The organism is Aquitalea denitrificans (assembly GCF_009856625.1).
Taxonomy (GTDB): domain Bacteria; phylum Pseudomonadota; class Gammaproteobacteria; order Burkholderiales; family Chromobacteriaceae; genus Aquitalea; species Aquitalea denitrificans.
In genome coordinates, this window is sequence record NZ_CP047241.1 from 1,837,491 (window position 1) to 1,853,283 (window position 15,793).

17 protein-coding genes are annotated in these 15,793 nt (G+C 57.9%); 3 read left to right on the forward strand and 14 right to left on the reverse strand.

Features of this window, described 5'->3' with window-relative positions:
* The first annotated feature begins 124 nt into the window (after nucleotides 1–124).
* The gene (locus GSR16_RS08325) at nucleotides 125–1,051 is read left to right on the forward strand and encodes a LysR family transcriptional regulator (protein WP_159876320.1); all 927 of its coding nucleotides are present in this window, start codon (nucleotides 125–127) and stop codon (nucleotides 1,049–1,051) included.
* Nucleotides 1,052–1,310: 259 nt separating this feature from the next.
* Here the strand turns inward: GSR16_RS08325 and GSR16_RS08330 are convergent, their stop codons facing one another.
* The 11 genes from GSR16_RS08330 to GSR16_RS08380 all read right to left on the reverse strand — a co-directional run bounded on the left by GSR16_RS08330 (nucleotide 1,311) and on the right by GSR16_RS08380 (nucleotide 9,917).
* Nucleotides 1,311–2,288, reverse strand: coding sequence for an NAD(P)/FAD-dependent oxidoreductase (locus tag GSR16_RS08330; RefSeq protein WP_159876322.1), 978 nt, complete (start codon nucleotides 2,286–2,288; stop codon nucleotides 1,311–1,313).
* A 26-nt stretch (nucleotides 2,289–2,314) separates the two neighbouring features.
* A complete protein-coding gene (locus GSR16_RS08335) occupies nucleotides 2,315–2,539 on the reverse strand; it encodes a TIGR02450 family Trp-rich protein (protein WP_159876323.1) in 225 nt (74 codons plus the stop codon).
* 3 nt (nucleotides 2,540–2,542) lie between these two features.
* A complete protein-coding gene (locus GSR16_RS08340; protein WP_159876325.1) occupies nucleotides 2,543–3,085 on the reverse strand; it encodes a lipocalin family protein in 543 nt (180 codons plus the stop codon).
* A 23-nt stretch (nucleotides 3,086–3,108) separates the two neighbouring features.
* Entirely contained in the window at nucleotides 3,109–4,638 is a 1,530-nt protein-coding gene (locus GSR16_RS08345) for a cryptochrome/photolyase family protein (RefSeq protein ID WP_159876327.1), read from the reverse strand.
* Between the two features lie 117 nt (nucleotides 4,639–4,755).
* Nucleotides 4,756–4,902 carry a DUF2256 domain-containing protein gene (locus GSR16_RS21405; protein WP_159876329.1) on the reverse strand — a complete coding sequence of 49 codons (147 nt, stop codon included), beginning with the start codon at nucleotides 4,900–4,902 and terminating at the stop codon, nucleotides 4,756–4,758.
* Nucleotides 4,899–5,324 (reverse strand): nuclear transport factor 2 family protein, encoded by a 426-nt coding sequence (locus GSR16_RS08355; protein ID WP_240902632.1) that lies wholly within the window; start codon nucleotides 5,322–5,324, stop codon nucleotides 4,899–4,901. The genes GSR16_RS21405 and GSR16_RS08355 overlap by 4 nt, the downstream gene beginning before the upstream one ends.
* 8 nt (nucleotides 5,325–5,332) lie before the next feature.
* On the reverse strand, nucleotides 5,333–6,151 hold the full coding sequence (locus GSR16_RS08360) for an SDR family NAD(P)-dependent oxidoreductase (protein ID WP_240902633.1): 819 nt from the start codon (nucleotides 6,149–6,151) through the stop codon (nucleotides 5,333–5,335).
* Nucleotides 6,120–6,647, reverse strand: coding sequence for a DUF3833 domain-containing protein (locus GSR16_RS08365; protein ID WP_159876333.1), 528 nt, complete (start codon nucleotides 6,645–6,647; stop codon nucleotides 6,120–6,122). The genes GSR16_RS08360 and GSR16_RS08365 overlap by 32 nt, the downstream gene beginning before the upstream one ends.
* Complete coding sequence (locus GSR16_RS08370) at nucleotides 6,644–7,852, reverse strand: SAM-dependent methyltransferase (protein WP_159876335.1); 1,209 nt, start codon at nucleotides 7,850–7,852, stop codon at nucleotides 6,644–6,646. The genes GSR16_RS08365 and GSR16_RS08370 overlap by 4 nt, the downstream gene beginning before the upstream one ends.
* Nucleotides 7,849–8,625 carry a DUF1365 domain-containing protein gene (locus GSR16_RS08375; RefSeq protein ID WP_159876337.1) on the reverse strand — a complete coding sequence of 259 codons (777 nt, stop codon included), beginning with the start codon at nucleotides 8,623–8,625 and terminating at the stop codon, nucleotides 7,849–7,851. The genes GSR16_RS08370 and GSR16_RS08375 overlap by 4 nt, the downstream gene beginning before the upstream one ends.
* Nucleotides 8,625–9,917, reverse strand: coding sequence for an NAD(P)/FAD-dependent oxidoreductase (locus tag GSR16_RS08380; protein ID WP_159876339.1), 1,293 nt, complete (start codon nucleotides 9,915–9,917; stop codon nucleotides 8,625–8,627). Before GSR16_RS08380 ends, GSR16_RS08375 begins: the two co-directional genes overlap by 1 nt.
* Nucleotides 9,918–10,108: 191 nt before the next feature.
* Between GSR16_RS08380 and GSR16_RS08385 the strand changes: the two genes are divergently transcribed.
* Complete coding sequence (locus GSR16_RS08385; protein ID WP_159876341.1) at nucleotides 10,109–10,732, forward strand: TetR/AcrR family transcriptional regulator; 624 nt, start codon at nucleotides 10,109–10,111, stop codon at nucleotides 10,730–10,732.
* Nucleotides 10,733–11,080: 348 nt separating this feature from the next.
* On the opposite strand, the gene GSR16_RS08390 is transcribed toward GSR16_RS08385, so the two are convergent.
* Nucleotides 11,081–11,953, reverse strand: coding sequence for a slipin family protein (locus GSR16_RS08390; protein WP_240902634.1), 873 nt, complete (start codon nucleotides 11,951–11,953; stop codon nucleotides 11,081–11,083).
* Nucleotides 11,954–12,411: 458 nt separating this feature from the next.
* Between GSR16_RS08390 and GSR16_RS08395 the strand changes: the two genes are divergently transcribed.
* Nucleotides 12,412–13,068, forward strand: coding sequence for a BON domain-containing protein (locus GSR16_RS08395; protein WP_205677524.1), 657 nt, complete (start codon nucleotides 12,412–12,414; stop codon nucleotides 13,066–13,068).
* A gap of 439 nt (nucleotides 13,069–13,507) precedes the next feature.
* Here GSR16_RS08395 and GSR16_RS08400 read toward each other — a convergent pair whose 3' ends face one another.
* The gene (locus GSR16_RS08400; RefSeq protein ID WP_159876345.1) at nucleotides 13,508–14,524 is read right to left on the reverse strand and encodes a proline racemase family protein; all 1,017 of its coding nucleotides are present in this window, start codon (nucleotides 14,522–14,524) and stop codon (nucleotides 13,508–13,510) included.
* 81 nt (nucleotides 14,525–14,605) lie between these two features.
* On the reverse strand, nucleotides 14,606–15,544 hold the full coding sequence (lhpI, locus tag GSR16_RS08405; protein WP_159876347.1) for a bifunctional Delta(1)-pyrroline-2-carboxylate/Delta(1)-piperideine-2-carboxylate reductase: 939 nt from the start codon (nucleotides 15,542–15,544) through the stop codon (nucleotides 14,606–14,608).
* Nucleotides 15,545–15,793: the final 249 nt, after the last annotated feature.

Consider the following 15,793-nt stretch of genomic DNA (forward strand, 5'->3'; position numbering starts at 1 on the left):
TTCCTGCCTGGCAAGACGGGTAGGCAGGAATGGGGTGTCGACTAGGGACTGCCTGCAGTGTGCCTGCTTTGCTTTTGCACAAAAAGCAGGTTATAAACGAAATTATTTTGAATTAAATTCAATAATGAACATCACGCTGGATGAAATGCAGGTATTTGCCACCGTGGTGGATGCCGGGTCGATTACTGCCGCAGCCCAGCAACTGGGTCTGACCGTGTCAGCGTGCAGCCGTTCGCTGGGGCGGCTGGAAGAAAAGCTGGAGACGACCTTGCTGCGCCGTACCACACGGCGGCTGGAACTGACCGAGGAGGGCCAGGCCTTTCTGCACAATGCCCGCACCATCATGGAATCGGTAGAGCGTGCCGAGGAGCAGATGCGCGCACGCCGGGCCATGCCGTCGGGGCGTTTGCGCATTGATGCGGCATCACCCTTCATGCTGCATGTCATCGTGCCGCTGGTGCAGGCGTATCGTGCGCGTTTTCCGCAGGTGGAGCTGGAGCTGAACAGCAATGAAGGCATCATCGACTTGCTGGAACGCCGTACCGATGTTGCCATCCGCATTGGCCAGTTGAAGGATTCCACCCTGCATAGCCGGTTGATTGCCTATAGCCAGGTGCGCCTGCTGGCCAGCCCGGCCTATCTGGCGGCGCATGGCCAGCCGCAAACCATGGCCGAACTGGACCGACATGTGCTGCTGGGCTTCAGCGAGCCGGAGTCGCTCAATCTGTGGCCACTGCCCGGCAGCGATGGCGGGTATTTGCGGATAACGCCGACAGTACGTGCCTCCAGTGGCGAAACGCTGCGCCAGCTGGCGCTCACGGGTAATGGCATCGCCTGCCTGTCGGATTTCATGACGGCGGCGGATCGCGCTGCCGGCCATCTGCTGCCGCTGCTGCCGGCGCATACCCAGGAGATGCTGCAGCCGGTGCAGGCGGTTTACTACCGCAATACGGCGGTTTCGGCGCGTATTGCTTCTTTTGTCGATTTTCTGATTGAAGCGCTGGGGGATCCGCTGCCACAGCGGCAGCTTGCCGCTTGGCTGGCCGGCTGATGCGGCCTTGTTTGCGGGCTGCGGCCCAGCGGTGACAACACCGGTTCCGGACGCTGCCTGCGGCAGGCAAAGACTACCCGCCGGATGTGGTAATGGTCAGCCTGGGCATGGCGCAGGATGGCGAGCTGGCGGTCCTGTATCCGTCACGCTTAGCGCAGCAGAAAGCCGCGGCCAACTGGCCTTGCCGCTGCTGTAGGCACGCCCCTTACGTGCATGCGCACGGCAGCATGCGTGTAGTTCTAATGGCATTCGCCATGGCTCACCCTTGTTCGCGCTCCAGTATCTTATTGGCCAGGTGGTGGCCGCTGAGCCAGGCACCTTCCACCTTGCCGCCATGCAGCCAGTCGCCACACAGTCCAATGCCCAGCGTTGCATCCCACACACTGCCGAGGTTACTTGCCTCACAGTCGGCGTAGCGCCAACGGTGTGCAGAACTGGCTACCGCAGGCGGCCCACCCAGTTGTTCAAATGCCATCAGCAGGGCTTGCTTAACGCTGGCGGCGTCATCTTCCAGATGTGCAGCACTCCAGTGCGCATTCGCTTGCAGTACCCAACATTCCTGTCCGCTGCGGCCCGGTTTGCTGTTGTTGCGGGCCAGCCAGCGTAGCGGGCCTGAATTGACAAAAGCAGCCTCAAATCCGAGCTGTGCCGGCTCTTCCAGTTGGGCCATGACGGTCCAGCAAGGCAGCATGCGGTGAGCTGCAGCCAAGGTGGATAGCGAGGGTGAGGCCTGTGCCAGCAGCGAGGCTGCCTGGGGCGATGGTAAAGCCACCACTACCTGGGAGTGGATTCCAGAAAGCTGACCGTGTTCAGCATTGCTTAGCCGCCAGCCATCGGCTGCGTGGATCAGCCCCTGGATAGTGTGACTGGTGTGGACTTCCAGCCCGGCGGCCAGTGCTTTGGCCGGTGCAGACATGCCTGGCACGCCAAGGTAGCGTACCGGGGCGTCATGCGCCGGTACCTGACTGCTGCCCAGCACGGCGGGGTGGGCCTGCCAGATGGCGACACTGCCGTTACCCAGCCAGTTTTGGACTTGCTGTTGGAAGAGCGGATGGCGAGCAGTGAAATATTGCGCACCGTGATCGGCCTGCCAGCCTTCGCCCCGCCGAGTGCACAAGCGGCCTCCCAGCCCACGGCCTTTATCAAAAACGACGACGTGATGACCGGCATCGCGCAGGGTGGCGGCGCAAGAAAGGCCGGCAATGCCGGCTCCGATGATGGCGATGGATTTGCGCATGGATGTCTGGTTTTCATGTATGAGGATCAGTGCCAGCCTTGCTGCCAGTGTTCGGCATCGGTCAGCGTTTTCCAGGGAATGATGCGGCTGTGGCGGCTATGGACGGCTTCCAGCTCCACTTCGGTGATGGCGGCCTGTGGATCCTCTGGCTGTAGCACCCGCACCACCAGGAAGTGTTTTTCCTTATTACGTGGCTGCAGTGCGGTCCATTTGCTTAACAGCAGCTTGCGTGGATTGAGTTTGATGCGCATGGCTCAGTCGTTGCTGCGGGTCTGGCTGACCTGGGTCAGCTTGTCGGTGTCGAAGCCCAGCTGCCGCGCCTGCGCCAGCAGTTTGGCCAGCACTGCATCCGGCAAGCGCTTTTCTCGCGCCAGAATCCACAGGTAAGAACGATCATTGCCAGCCACCATGGACCAGCGGTAATCAGGATCCAGCGCCACTACGTGATAGCCGCCATAGAAGGGCCCGAAGAAGGACACTTTCAAGGAGCCGCTGTGCGGATCACCATTAAACAGTGCCCGGCCTTCTGCCTGTTTCCAGCGCCCGGCCTCACTGTCAAAGCCACGGTTGATCACGCTGACGCTGCCATCGGCTTTGGGTGCGTAGCTGGCGCTGACATCACTCAGGCCGCGCTCGAAGCTGTGGTCCAGCCGGGCGATTTCATACCACTTGCCACTATAGCGTTGCAATTCGAAGCCGCTAACCGGGGTAATGCCCGGTGGCGGCAGGGTGGAGCAGGCGGTCAGCAACACGCCGCAGCCGATGAGGACGAAGTGGGATAGTCGAGGAAGGCGCATGGTGTTTTCCTTGGGTGAGGGAGTCACAGGGTTTCCAGCCCTTGCAAAATGCGTTCGGCACTGTCGCGCAGTGCCGTCAGTTCGGTATTGCTCATCTGGTCCAGTTGTTTGTAGATCAGCCCTAGCCGTGGGTTATCCCCCAGGCGCGCGCGCTGGCGGCGGAAAAAATCCCAGTACAGGGCATTGAATGGGCAGGCGTCCTCACCGTGCCGCGCCTCACGCCGGTAGCGGCAGCCGCCACAGTAGTTGCTCATGCGATGCAGGTAGGCATGGCCGGAAACATAGGGCTTGCTGGCCAGCAGTCCACCATCGGCAAACTGGCTCATGCCCAGCGTATTGGGCAGCTCAACCCATTCGAAGGCATCGATGTACACGCCCAGATACCATTCATGCAGCGCCTGAGGTGACAGGCCTGCCAGCAGAGAAAAGTTGCCGATGACCATCAGTCGCTGGATGTGGTGCGCATAGGCATCACGCAGTGATTGACCGACGGCGTGGGCCAGGCAGCGCATGCCGGTGTGTCCATGCCAGAACCAGCCGGGCAAAGGGCGGTGATGCTGGAACACATTGCTGTGGGCATAGTCCGGCATGCGTGCCCAGTACACTCCGCGCACGTATTCACGCCAGCCCAGAATCTGGCGGATAAAACCTTCCACCGCCGCCAGCGGTGCTGCACCGGCCAGCCAGGCTTGCTCGGCAGCGGTCACCACTTCGCGTGGCGACAGCATCTTGGTGTTGAGTGCGAAAGACAGCAGGGAATGAAACAGGCGCGGTTCGTCTGTGTGCATTGCATCCTGATAATCACCAAAGTGTGGCAGGGCCTGGCGGATGAAGTCATGCAGTTGATGCAGTGCCTCAGCGCGGTTGAGCGGCCAGCGCAAGGCCTCGGCACAAGGCTGGCCGAAGGAGGAAATGCCAGCGTCTTGCAAGGTTTGCCATAGTTGGCGGTGGTCGTGGCTGGGGCGCGTGTCGGGCGGGGGCGGCGGCGCGCCACGCCAGGCCTTGCGGTTATCCTGATCAAAATTCCATTTGCCACCGGCGGGTTTGCCGCCGTCGTCGAGCAAGACGCTGTATTGCTTGCGCATCTGACGATAAAAGATTTCCATGCGCCACTGCGCCTTGCCGGCAAACAACTGGCCTGCATCATGGCGGTGGGTGTAGAAATGTTCGCTATCCACTGCCTGGCAGGGGATGGCCTGTCGTGCTGCCCAGGCGTGCAATTGCTGGTCCAGACGCCATTCATCCGGCAGCTGCCACAAGAACGCGCTGGCCTGATAGTGCTGTAGCAGTGCGTCCAGATTGTCTTCCAGCGCACCGCGATTGGACGGATGATCGATGGTGACATAGCGCACCCGATGGCCTTCGGCTTTCAGCCAACGGGCAAAGTCACGCATGGCGGCCAGCACGGCCAGCAGCTTTTGCGCATGGTGCAGCACATAGCCGGTTTCCTGACGCAGCTCCAGCAGCAGGTAAACCACGTCATCGCGCTGCCGGGCAAACCAGCTGTGCTTGGGGTTGAGCTGGTCTCCCAGGATCAGTCTCAGCTCGGTCATGCTGTACCCCATTGTGCCCGGCAAACACCGTTGGCCTGCTGACCACTCGCCAGCAAGGCCGGCTTGTCATGCAGACGCAAATTGTCACGAAAACAGTAGAGAGTAGTCCGCATGATGTCAGTGCTGTCGGCGGCAGCGTTCAGAGCAGTATTTCACTTCATCCCAACACTGGGTCCACTTGCGCCGCCAGCTCATGGCCCTGCCGCATACGGCACAAGGCTTGGCTGGCAGGCTGGATTTGTTGCCCTTGAAGCGGCTGCTCATTGGCTTTCTCCCTCGTCACGCACCGACAGCATGCGGCGCAGCAAGCGTAGCGGTGGCCCGATCAGTGGCAGCTTGTGTAGCAACTCCTCGGCTGAGTCCCAGTAATCCCGATGCCGGATAACCTTGCCGCTGGCATTGAAGCGCAAGTGGCTACCACCGTGCAGCAGATAATCCTTGCCGCCTTTGCGGAAGCGGAAGTCCCAGGTGATGAAGGCCTGGTCGCCGTCCAGCAATTGTTCGCGAATGATGAAGGCCGGCGTTTCCAGGGTCTTGAACATGTGACGGAACACCGTAGTGATGCCTTCCCGGTCCTGCACGGTATTGAAGGGGTCCTTGAAGCAGGCACTGGCGGCATAGAAGTCGCTAATGTTCGCTAGCGTCTCCGGGGTCAAATGGGTGTACCAGTCAACCAGCTTCGTCAATTGCGGCCTCAGTTGCGCACCAGATGGCGCAGCAAGGGCAGTCTGAGACAGTAAGGCAGCTTCGCGAGCAGCTTGATCCATAGCGTAAACCTGCGAGGAAAATGGATTTCAAAACAACCGCGCTCCAGGCCATGCACAATACGTGCGGCCGCTTCGTCCGGGCTGATGATGGCCGGCATCGGGAAGTCGTTGAGTGCGGTAAGCCGGGTGGTGACGAAACCCGGATTGATGAGGTAAACATTCAGGCAGTAGCGTTTGAGTTCGGCATACAGCAGCTCGGCCAGATTGATCAATGCCGCCTTACTGGGTCCGTAGACGCAGGCACCGGGCAGGCCGATATAACCGGCTACGCTGGCTACCAGGGCAAGGCCACCGGAACGGCGTGTCATCAGATCCGGCAGCATGGTTTCCAGACCGAAGTACACGCCTGCCAGATTGGTGTCCAGGGTTTGCCGAACTTGTTCAGAATGTAGTTGCCAGCTTTGTTCGGGCCGGTAATCGGCAGCGCAGAACACGACAAGATCGGGCAGGTGGTTTTGTGCGTGAAGTTGTGCCCAGCATTGATGCCAAGAGTCCGGATCGGTGACATCGTGTACCAGCACCTGTGCATGTGCATGACCAGCCGCCACTTGTCGCAATGCGGCTTGCCGTCGCGCAGACAGCACCACGTCGGCACCCTTTTCAAGCAGGTGACGTGCTAGCGCAGCGCCAATGCCGCTGGATGCCCCGATCAGCCATACGCGCTGGCCAGGCCAGCTGCGAATGGGGGTATTGGGAGGTGCAAATGGTATGGCCCTACTCCTTGCGGAAAAACAGGCTGACTTCACCCAGTCCGAAGCCGAATTTGCTCATGTGCGCGCTATTGAGCATGGTGTAATTGTCCTGCAGGAACATCCAGTCATCGAAGTCCACCGCCCATTCCCGCCCGTCTACCGGCAGGCGCAGACTGTAGCGCCAGTGCAGTGCGTTGCCAGCCACTTCACCTTCGGCCTCACCGATCACATCTGCCGCCGTGCCGTGCCACTTGCCATCACCTTTGGGTACAAGACGCCAGCTGCGTTGCTGGCGTGTGCCGTCGGCGTAAAGAAAGTGTTCATCCAGAATCAGTGCATCACCATCGCGGTGGCTGTTGATGTCCACGCTGAAGCGCTTGATCAGTTTGCCGCTACGGTCACGGAACATTCCCCAGGCCTGGGTGTGGCCGGAGAAAAACTGGTACAAATCCAACTTGGGCGTGTTGTCGCGGTAGCTTTGTATGTCAGGCGTACTGCAAGAAGCCAATAGCGGTAGCCCGGTCAGCAGCACGATACACAGGCGCTTCACGGTTGTGCTTCCTGCAGCAAGAACTGGGATACACCTATGCTGTCTTCGTCAAAACCGGCCTCGCAATAGCATAGGTAAAGCCGCCAGATGCGGATGAAGGCATTGTCAAAGCCGAGCTTGAGTACTGCGTCGAGCGCGTGTTCAAAACCATGCCGCCACCGGCGCAGGGTTTCCGCGTAGTCGTGGCCAAAATCCAGTCGGTCGCAGGTGCGCAGACCTGCCAGGGTAGCCTGGTGCTGGAACTCACTACGGCTGGGCAGCATACCCCCCGGGAAAATGAAGGCCTGAATAAAGTCGCTAGCGGCGCGATAACGTTCGAAGCGGCTATCTGCAATGGTGATGCTTTGCACCAGTGCCTTGCCGTCTGGTTTGAGCAGCTTGCGTAGTGTGTGGAAGTAGCCTTGCCAATAGGCTTCGCCCACTGCTTCAAACATTTCGATGGAAACAATGGCATCGTACTTGCCGTGCAGATCGCGGTAATCACACCATTCCAGTCGTGCCAGCACGTTGTTGGCCAGACGTCGCTGCGCGAATTCCAGTTGGGCGTTGGAAATGGTGACGCCATGCACGGCGATGCCTTGCTGTGTCGCGTGTTCGGCAAAGCCGCCCCAGCCACAACCTATCTCCAGTACCCGCATGCCAGGTTTCAGTCCCAGTACATCGCAGATGCGCTGGTATTTGGCTGCCTGTGCTTGCGCTAAGGGCAAAGCGTAATGGCCATCGAACCAGGCGCTGGAGTAAGTCCAAGTAGGATCCAGCCACAGCTGGTAGAAGTCGTTGCCCAGATCATAGTGCGCATGGATGTTACGTTTGCTACCGGCTTTGCTGTTGCGGCGCAGCCTGTGTTTCAGCCAATACCAGGTACGAGCCGGCAGGCTGCCACTAGCGGCAGTGCCGAGTACGGTTTGATTGCGCAGTGCCAGCCTTAGCAAGGCGACCAGATCGGGCGAGTCAAGCAAGCCGTCTCGGTAAGCTTCGGCAAAACCGATATCTCCGGCCAGCAGCAGCTTGCTGCAGGCTGCCCAGTCGTGCACATGCAACTCGGCATCCGGTGTCTCCCCCGCGGTGCCGAACCAGTGCGCGGAACCATCCGGCGTAATCAGGCGCAAGCTGCCATGGCATAGCCGACTCAGCCTGGATAGCAGGATCTTGCCGGTAAAAGAAGGTGTGCCGCGCGGGATGTCTAGGGCGCGGGAAAGGCTCATGGGTGGAACTCCTGTCCGTGAGTCAGATGGCTGGATGGTGGCTGCGGTTTGCCGAAGAACGGCACTTTCTTGCACAACAGACGTAATGCCTGCCAATGAATGCGCAGCATGATGGACACCGTCAGCAAGGGTTGCTGTAGCAGGGCTGAAAGTGCGGTAGCCGCTGTCAGCGGTGTCATGTCACCGGAAACACTGGTATTGAGCAGCACACCATCCGCATCGTGGTAATCAATGCGCATCAGCATGCGATCAGCCCGCTCGGCCAGCCTGAACAGGTAATGACCGGCGACTTGGCAGAAGGGGGATACATGCAACTGTTTGACGCAGGTGAGGGCAATGCCATTGCGAATGGGCTGGCCATTTTTATTGGCCAGAAGGTAGGCGTGGTGTTCACCAAATGTATTGTTGACGTCGGCAAGCACCGCCACCAACTGTCCGTTGACATCATGGCAGTACCAGAAGCTGACCGGGTTGAATGCATAGCCGAACAGGCGGGGAAAGGTTTGCAGCCAGACCTCGCCATCATCAGGCAAACCGGCCTTGGCCAATTGACTGCGAATCCAGGGTAGGAGTGGACTGCCATCGCGCGGTCCGTAGTCGCCAGTACGCACAGACATCAAACGGAAGCGATTGACCCCGAACCAGGCGTTGCCAATCTCATCCAGCGCTGACAAACGCAAGCGCACGGCAAACACCGGATACCGAAAGCGGTGATGAGCAGGGCGCAGCCGCTGGTGCATGATCGTTCCCTTGACGATATAAGCATCAGTCATCAGTCCAGCCTCGCCCATCTTGGCAGTGCGACAAAGTCCTGCGCTACGCGCAATGCTGATTTCAGACCATCTTCGTGGAACCCATAACCGGTCCAGGCTCCGGCGAACCAAGTGTGGCGCTTGCCCTGCAAGGCGGGTAGCCGGGTCTGGGCTTGAATCGCAGCTTTATCGAACAAAGGGTGCTCATAGATGAAGCGGGCATACTCCAGCGATCGCTCTGGCTCCCGTACCGGATTCAGGGTGACGATGATGGGCGAAGAAACCGGTACAGGCTGTAGCGTATTGAGTAGATAGCTGACACACACAGCGCGCTGTGCTGATTGTCTGCTGTCGGCCAGGAAGTTCCAGGCCGACCACACCTTGTGCCGCTTGGGCAATAAAGCCGGATCGCCGTGCAATACTGCCGTATTGGCTTGATAGCGCACCGCGCCCAGCACAGCTCGCTCTTCTGTACTGGCATCTGCCAGCATGGCAAGGGTTTGAGGGGCGTGAGTGGCAAAGACCACGCTGTCGAAGCGCTCTTGCCCATGGCGGCTATTCACAATCACGCCATCCTCATCGCGATGCACCGACAGCACTGGCGAAGACAGGCGTAAATCTGGAATGTGCACCAGCAGTTTTCTGACATACTGACGCGCCCCGCCGGGTACGGTAAACCAGCGCGGGCGCTGACTGATCTGCAACAAACCGTGATTCATGCAGAAGCGCAAGAAGGTCGCTGCCGGAAACTCCAGAATCTCACTATTGGGGCTGGACCAGATGGCCGCGGCCATTGGCACCAGATATTGATCGCGAAAGCGTTGACCAAAGCCTTCTTGCTGCAGAAGTTTGCCTAGCGATAGCTGGTCTTTGAGCGCACCTTCCAGCAAGCGAGGTGCTGCCTTATTGAAACGCAGAATATCGGACAGCATGCGGTAGAAACCGGGTGACAGCAGTTTGCCGCGTTGTGCAAACACGGTATCCAGATTGCTGCCTGCCCATTCGTCACGCCCTTGGTCCAGGGAGACGCTAAAGGACATCTCGGTTCCGCAAGAAGCTACGTCCAGCTCATCGAATAGCGCAATCAGATTAGGGTAGGTGCGCTCGTTGAAAACCAGAAAACCGGTATCAACCGAGAAAGCGTGGCCTTCCAGCTCCAGATCCACCGTATTGGTATGCCCGCCGGCATAATCAGCAGCCTCGAACAAGGTGACGTCATGGCCGGCGGAAAGTAGCCAAGCACTGCCGAGTCCGGCAATTCCGGCACCGATGACTGCCACGCGCTGACGCTGGACTGGATTTGCGTTCACCATCACTCCCGGAAAAGACGTTATGACATGTTCCTGGCCTGCAGAGGGCTGTGCGGAAGGGCCTCTGCACAAGGGCCAAGTGCACCCTCTGCGATCAATCCATTCAAATCACTTGGCACCCGGCGGCGCAGTGCTTATATTCAGCATATAACCGCTTTGGAAAAAAAGCTACTGATTAGTAAAAGGTCGTACTCATGAGTATTTTAAGCAAGCTCAGCTTCAAGGATCAGGCGTTCAAGTTGCGCGAACAGGCTGTGCTGGATGCCACTACACATTTGTTGGCGAGCAAGGGATTCGACCTGATGACCATGGACGATGTCGCGGAAGGTGCCGGTATCTCCAAGCCCAGCTTGTACAAACATTTCAAGTCGAAGGAAGATCTTGCGACGGAGGTGATGATCCGGTTGCTGGATGGGGCGCTTGACTATCTTGAACGGCTGGACGACTCACTGAGCGGTAAAGCCCGTTTAGGCAGTCTGCTGGAATGGGCGCTGCGGATAAGGCTGGAGGGCGGGCTACCGTTTTTGCCATCCACCAGTCCGCAGGTGAGGGAAATGCTGACACGCAGCATCCGGTATGTGACGCGTGTCTACAAACTGCACAAACAGTTGCAGGCCATTGTGGAGCAAGCAAAATCTGCCGGAGAAATCCGTTCCGATCTGCCGACGGATGTACTTCTATACGCCTATTATTCGCGCACTTGCGACCCGGCTGTCGATTACATGAAAGACTTTGGACGCTATAGCAATGATGAAATCGTCTCACATATGCAAGCGATGATCTTTACCGGGATTGCTGCTTCTCCTGCTGCGCATTAGTGCTGGGCAAATGAGGCTAAGTGGTCTTTCTTGCGATGTTTTTCGTGTCGAGAAAGTACAGATTTTTCAGCGGAGCATGAGTCATCCCTGTGCTTGAGCCATGATCGCATCGAGATGTTCTACCACCCGAAACGTCGGCATTCCTCCGCAAACGGGCTAGTGCCGGTAGAGCTTGAGAAGCAATATTTCCAACGGCTCAAGAGTGTCTAGAGAGGCCAGGGCGATTCACAGCATCGTAATCAAACATCAGCAAATTACCGGATGCCTGTGAATGAAAAGTAAAGATCATGGTGTTTCTCCAGTGAGTGGCCGTGCTGGCGCAACAGCGCTGGTGATCATGTCCAGAACTCATTCTGGTCCGGGTGTCGTGTTTTCTTCGGAAGGCAGAATGCTACTTGCTGTGACGGCCAAAGCCACAACGGCAGGGTTCATGCTGTCCACCATGGCGCTGGGAATCAGAATGGTGGTTCCTCGCTCCTTTGTTGTTTCGTAGATGATGTTCATCGCACGCAGCTGCAACGCTCCGGGCTGCGCCTGGTAAATACGAGCAGCCTGGACAAACTGGCCGGCAATTTCAGCCTCCGCAGCGCCAAGAATGATGCGGGCCTGCTTCTCACGCTCGGCCTGTGCCTGGCGTGACATGGCATCCTGTAATGCCACAGGAATGGCAACATCCCTTACTTCCACCGAGCTGACCGTAATGCCCCACTCACTGGTTTTATGACCAATATCTGCGCACAGTTGCTGGTCTGCGGCGCGCCGGTCTGATAACAATGCCGCCAACATTGAAGAACCAATCATTTCCCGCAGCGAAGTCTGGGCTACCCTGTCAATGGCCTGTTGAAAATCGGTAATTGCCAACGCAGCCTTTTGTGCATCGTGTACATGCCAGAAAATGACGGCATCAACATTGACCGGTACGGTATCCCGAGTAAGTGCCTGCTCGGCATTGAATGCAGTTGTCTGGATGCGCTCGTCAATAATGGCTACCACGCTATCCAGCACGGGGATGATGGCAAACAGGCCCGGGCCGCGCACGCCTTGCAGCTTGCCCGCACGTAGTACTACAAATTTCTGCCAGGTATTAGCCATTTTGAGTGACATGCCAATCAGGATGCCAAGGCACCAGACCATGACCGCCAGCCAGGTACTCCCCAGCATGCCGATACCAGCGCCAATGGCGAGCAAACTGACAACAATGAAAAAGGTAATAGGGTTCACTGTGCGGCTCCTGTTTGAGTACCGGCATATGCACATGGCAGCCGGTCAGGATATCTTTATGCATCAGAGCGAGCGCAGTCGGTGCAGTAGCATACATAGTCACTGACAGGGGGCCATGTAGGGCTTTCATGCGGCGATAACGCCACGCCGAGCGGTCTGCCCGATTAGTAAGTCGTCGAACAGATTCTGTACCCTCAGGCTCGGCAAGCTTATTGCCATGCTACAGTTCCAGTTGCCGCTGTCGTGGTATTTCTGGTGTTAACCCGGTCTCATGTTCAGTACACCAAAGACGGGTATCAAGAATAAAACCGAGACAGCGCCATGATGGAAGCATTGTTTGCGTTGCTTATGGCAGACCCTGTTACTCAATGCCCGGCGTGGAGTAAGTGCGTTAGCAGACAGACCGTTAAGCAAATTGTTGGTGATGATGCATGTTCCGACCCAAAGGAGTAGCAATCATGATCAAGACAGATACCCAGCTACAGACTGATGTCATCGCTGAATTGCAGTGGGACCCGCAGATCAATAGCAGTCAAATCGGCGTGCAAGTCAACGATGGTGTCGTTACCCTGAGTGGCGTCGTGACCGATGCCACCCAGAAGTGGTCAGCCGAACGTGCTGCCTTGCGGGTCGAGGGTGTTCAGGCACTGGCGGTTGAACTGACAGTTGTCGTTCCTGATGCAGAACAGCGTAGTGATAGCGATATTTCACATGCAGCCGCCAGCGCGCTGCAACTGATGGGGACACTCAAGGGGCATGCGATCAAGGTCATGGTTGAAAATGGCTGGATTACGCTGGCCGGCGATGTCGAATGGGACTTCCAGCGCAAAGCAGCAAGCAATGTGTTGCGCCATCTTTCGGGGGTGACCGGCATAAGCAATGCCATCAAGCTACGCAGCAAACCGATCAGCAGTGCAGTCAAGCAAGAAGTGCAAACAGCCCTCAAGCGCCGTGCCATCCGCGATATTGACAGCATCACCGTCAGCATTGATGGCGCCGATGTCATTCTTGGTGGCAGTGTACATAGCTGGTCAGAGCAAGCGTTAGCCAGGCATGCAGCAGCCGGGATGCCAGGAGTACGAAATGTGATAGACAACATCCGCATTGTCATCTGAAACCACAGACGCTAAATCGTCCCTTGTTTCTGGCATGGGACAGGTGGCCTTGCTGAATGAGGGTGCAGCTGGCTGCGAAGGTTTGCAGCCAGGCATTCCCGGGTATCAAACCATCAACTGGCAGGCCTGCAATTAACAGATGCCCCAATATGGGATTGGCCTTGGATAAGTTTCTTTTTTTATGAAAAACCGACTTCTGTTGGCCAACCTCGAATTGACACCACAATTATTTAACCCAGACAAATCATCGATAGATTCCGAAAAACAAAAAGTGGCACCTCCGGTCGCATCAGGCCCTCGATGATGCCAGTGCCTTGCGGTTTGCATGGCTTAGAACACAAAAAAACGAACGATAAGTAAGTAACAACTATCGGCATCAGCAGGTTGCCAAAGGCTATTTGTGCCGAGTTGAAGTCGGGTGCGGTCGATAGGTGCCATTTCAGCGCAGCAGGAATCCTTGGCCAATCAAATCACCGGGTTCCAACGACCAGCTGGCCTTGCCGCTGTAGTAGGCGCGGCCACCCACGTGCACACGTACGGCGGCATGGCCCGGCAGCGTGGCCGGCTGTCTCACCGCTGCGGTGAAGCGCGCACCGGTCAGGCTTTCAAACTCACATGACTCACCTTGCGCAACCTGCCCTTTGGCGTGGCGAATTGCCATACGCGCAGTCACCCCCGACCCTGTTGGGCTACGGTCCACTTCGGCATTGGCAAACACGCATACATTGCGGCTGCAGCCGGCCTCGGCCGTGTCGCGGCCATCGGTGAGGATGCTGCCGTATAAAAAGCCCAGGTCCTCGGCCTCCGGGTGGCGCACCTGGATGGCCTGGTTGACGGCGGCAGTCAGCGCCGAGGCGGCATCCACCAGATCACGCAGTCGGCCATCCAGTGTCACGCCCAGCCGGGCTGCAGCGGTAATGGCATAAAAGGCACCGCCGTAGCCGATATCGACGGTAACTTCGCCCACGCCCGGCACCTGTACCGGTAGGTCCAGCGCAAAAGCAAAGGCGGGTACGCTGTCAAAGTGCACGGCACCGGCTTTGCCGTTCACCACGTCGACATAGGCTTCCACCAGGCCGCAGGGGCATTCGATTCCCACCCGGGTGAGTGGCTCCACCGCCTTGACCTGGCCGGTATCCACCGCAAAGCGCGCCAGGGCGATGACGGCGTGGCCGCACATCGTGCTATAGCCTTCGTTATGGGTGAACAGCACAGCCAGATCGGCACCGGGCAGCGATGGCTCTACCAGCACCGCGCCATACATGTCGTAATGCCCGCGCGGTTCAAACATCAGCAGACGGCGCACCTCGTCCAGCTGTTCGCTCATGAAGCGGCGTTTGGCCAGAATGTCCTCACCCTTGATGTGTTCGATCAGATTGCACACGATGCGTACCGGTTCGCCACCGGTATGCATTTCCACGGTTTCAACGACAAAGCCTTCTAGTTTGATGCTCATGCTGGTGTCCTTTTCGGGGTGTCGCAGCCAGAGGGTGCTGCTTGGCACGATGTTGTTGCTTAGGGCCATGGCCCTGCTTGCTCATGCGTTGGCGGGATGGCTGGCTTGCCAGTGCTGCAGTGCGCAGCGTGCGGCGGCCAGGTCCCATGCTGCCGTGCCTACGCTCTTGAAGATAACCGGCCGGCCAGGGTCTACCCGGCCAGCCACCGCGTCGGCCAGCGAGGCTACGCTGTTCCAGTCGATGCCGGCCTGGATCAGGTCGCCGGCTTCGTGGCGCGCACCCGCCGGGTCGTCGGAGAACAGCTGACTACCTGCGATGGAGACAGGTCCCAGCTCGGCCATGTCCGGCTTGAAGGCCCCGACACCGATCAGCAGGCGATCGATCCGGGCAGCTTCGTTGTATACCGGGGCCTTGCTGGTGGTCAGCATGATGACCACGGTCGATTTTTCCGCAATGCGACCGCTTGCCGGTTGCAGTTGCAGGTTTAGCGCGGCGTGGCGTTGGCAGAATGCTTGTGCGGAGTCCAGGTTCAGGCCATGTACATCTACGCGGATGCCCGGATACAAGGTGGCCAGCGCCTCCAGATGCCCGGAAGCCTGCTTGCCCTTACCAATCAGCGAGACATGGGTCGGCGCAGCCGGGTGCAGCAGGGAAATGGCCAGCATGGAGACGGCAGCGGTGCGTCTGGCGGTGACTGTGGGGCCGTCCAGCACCAGCAGCGGCAGCCCGGTAGCCGCGTCGTAAACACTGACGATGCCGTTAATGGTGGGTAACTGGCTGGCGCTGTTGGCCGGGCATACATTCACCAGCTTGTGCATGCCGATATCGCGTGCAGTCGCCGGCATGGATAGCAGCACACCCTCGCCGGCCAGTGGCAGTATCTGCCGTTCCGGGCTGGCAATCTGCCCGGCCTGATACTCAATGGCGGCAGTGGAAAGTACCTGGCACAGCTGCTTGAAGGGCAGCATGTCTGCAGTTTGCTGAGCGGTCAGTACCGGCAGGCTTGTCGGTTGGTTCATGATGCTTCACCCCTCGCATTGACTTTGCATTCTGGTCTTCTATTAAAGCCTGTTTTTCAAATTTGGTTTTAATGTTTACCAAAATAATGTTGATGGCTGAATTATTACCAGTCACTCGTTAATGTGGCAAATAAAATAAACCAAAAATGAAATGCAGGTGATATTGGTGACCAATTTGCAACAGGATGGCAGAGTTTGGTCGTGGCTGGCTGCTAAACCTGCATTTTGGTTCGTTGTTCTGACCGGAAT

Excerpts from the sequence above, each read along its gene's own strand:
- GSR16_RS08370 (WP_159876335.1), bottom strand. The coding sequence starts at position 7,852 with ATGAGCCTTTCCCGCGCCCTAGACATCCCGCGCGGCACACCTTCTTTT.
- GSR16_RS08335 (WP_159876323.1), bottom strand. The coding sequence starts at position 2,539 with ATGCGCATCAAACTCAATCCACGCAAGCTGCTGTTAAGCAAATGGACC.
- GSR16_RS08330 (WP_159876322.1), bottom strand. The coding sequence starts at position 2,288 with ATGCGCAAATCCATCGCCATCATCGGAGCCGGCATTGCCGGCCTTTCT.
- GSR16_RS08340 (WP_159876325.1), bottom strand. The coding sequence starts at position 3,085 with ATGCGCCTTCCTCGACTATCCCACTTCGTCCTCATCGGCTGCGGCGTG.
- lhpI (WP_159876347.1), bottom strand. The coding sequence starts at position 15,544 with ATGAACCAACCGACAAGCCTGCCGGTACTGACCGCTCAGCAAACTGCA.
- GSR16_RS08380 (WP_159876339.1), bottom strand. The coding sequence starts at position 9,917 with ATGGTGAACGCAAATCCAGTCCAGCGTCAGCGCGTGGCAGTCATCGGT.
- GSR16_RS08325 (WP_159876320.1), top strand. The coding sequence starts at position 125 with ATGAACATCACGCTGGATGAAATGCAGGTATTTGCCACCGTGGTGGAT.
- GSR16_RS08385 (WP_159876341.1), top strand. The coding sequence starts at position 10,109 with ATGAGTATTTTAAGCAAGCTCAGCTTCAAGGATCAGGCGTTCAAGTTG.
- GSR16_RS08395 (WP_205677524.1), top strand. The coding sequence starts at position 12,412 with ATGATCAAGACAGATACCCAGCTACAGACTGATGTCATCGCTGAATTG.
- GSR16_RS08400 (WP_159876345.1), bottom strand. The coding sequence starts at position 14,524 with ATGAGCATCAAACTAGAAGGCTTTGTCGTTGAAACCGTGGAAATGCAT.
- GSR16_RS21405 (WP_159876329.1), bottom strand. The coding sequence starts at position 4,902 with ATGAGCAGCCGCTTCAAGGGCAACAAATCCAGCCTGCCAGCCAAGCCT.
- GSR16_RS08375 (WP_159876337.1), bottom strand. The coding sequence starts at position 8,625 with ATGACTGATGCTTATATCGTCAAGGGAACGATCATGCACCAGCGGCTG.
- GSR16_RS08345 (WP_159876327.1), bottom strand. The coding sequence starts at position 4,638 with ATGACCGAGCTGAGACTGATCCTGGGAGACCAGCTCAACCCCAAGCAC.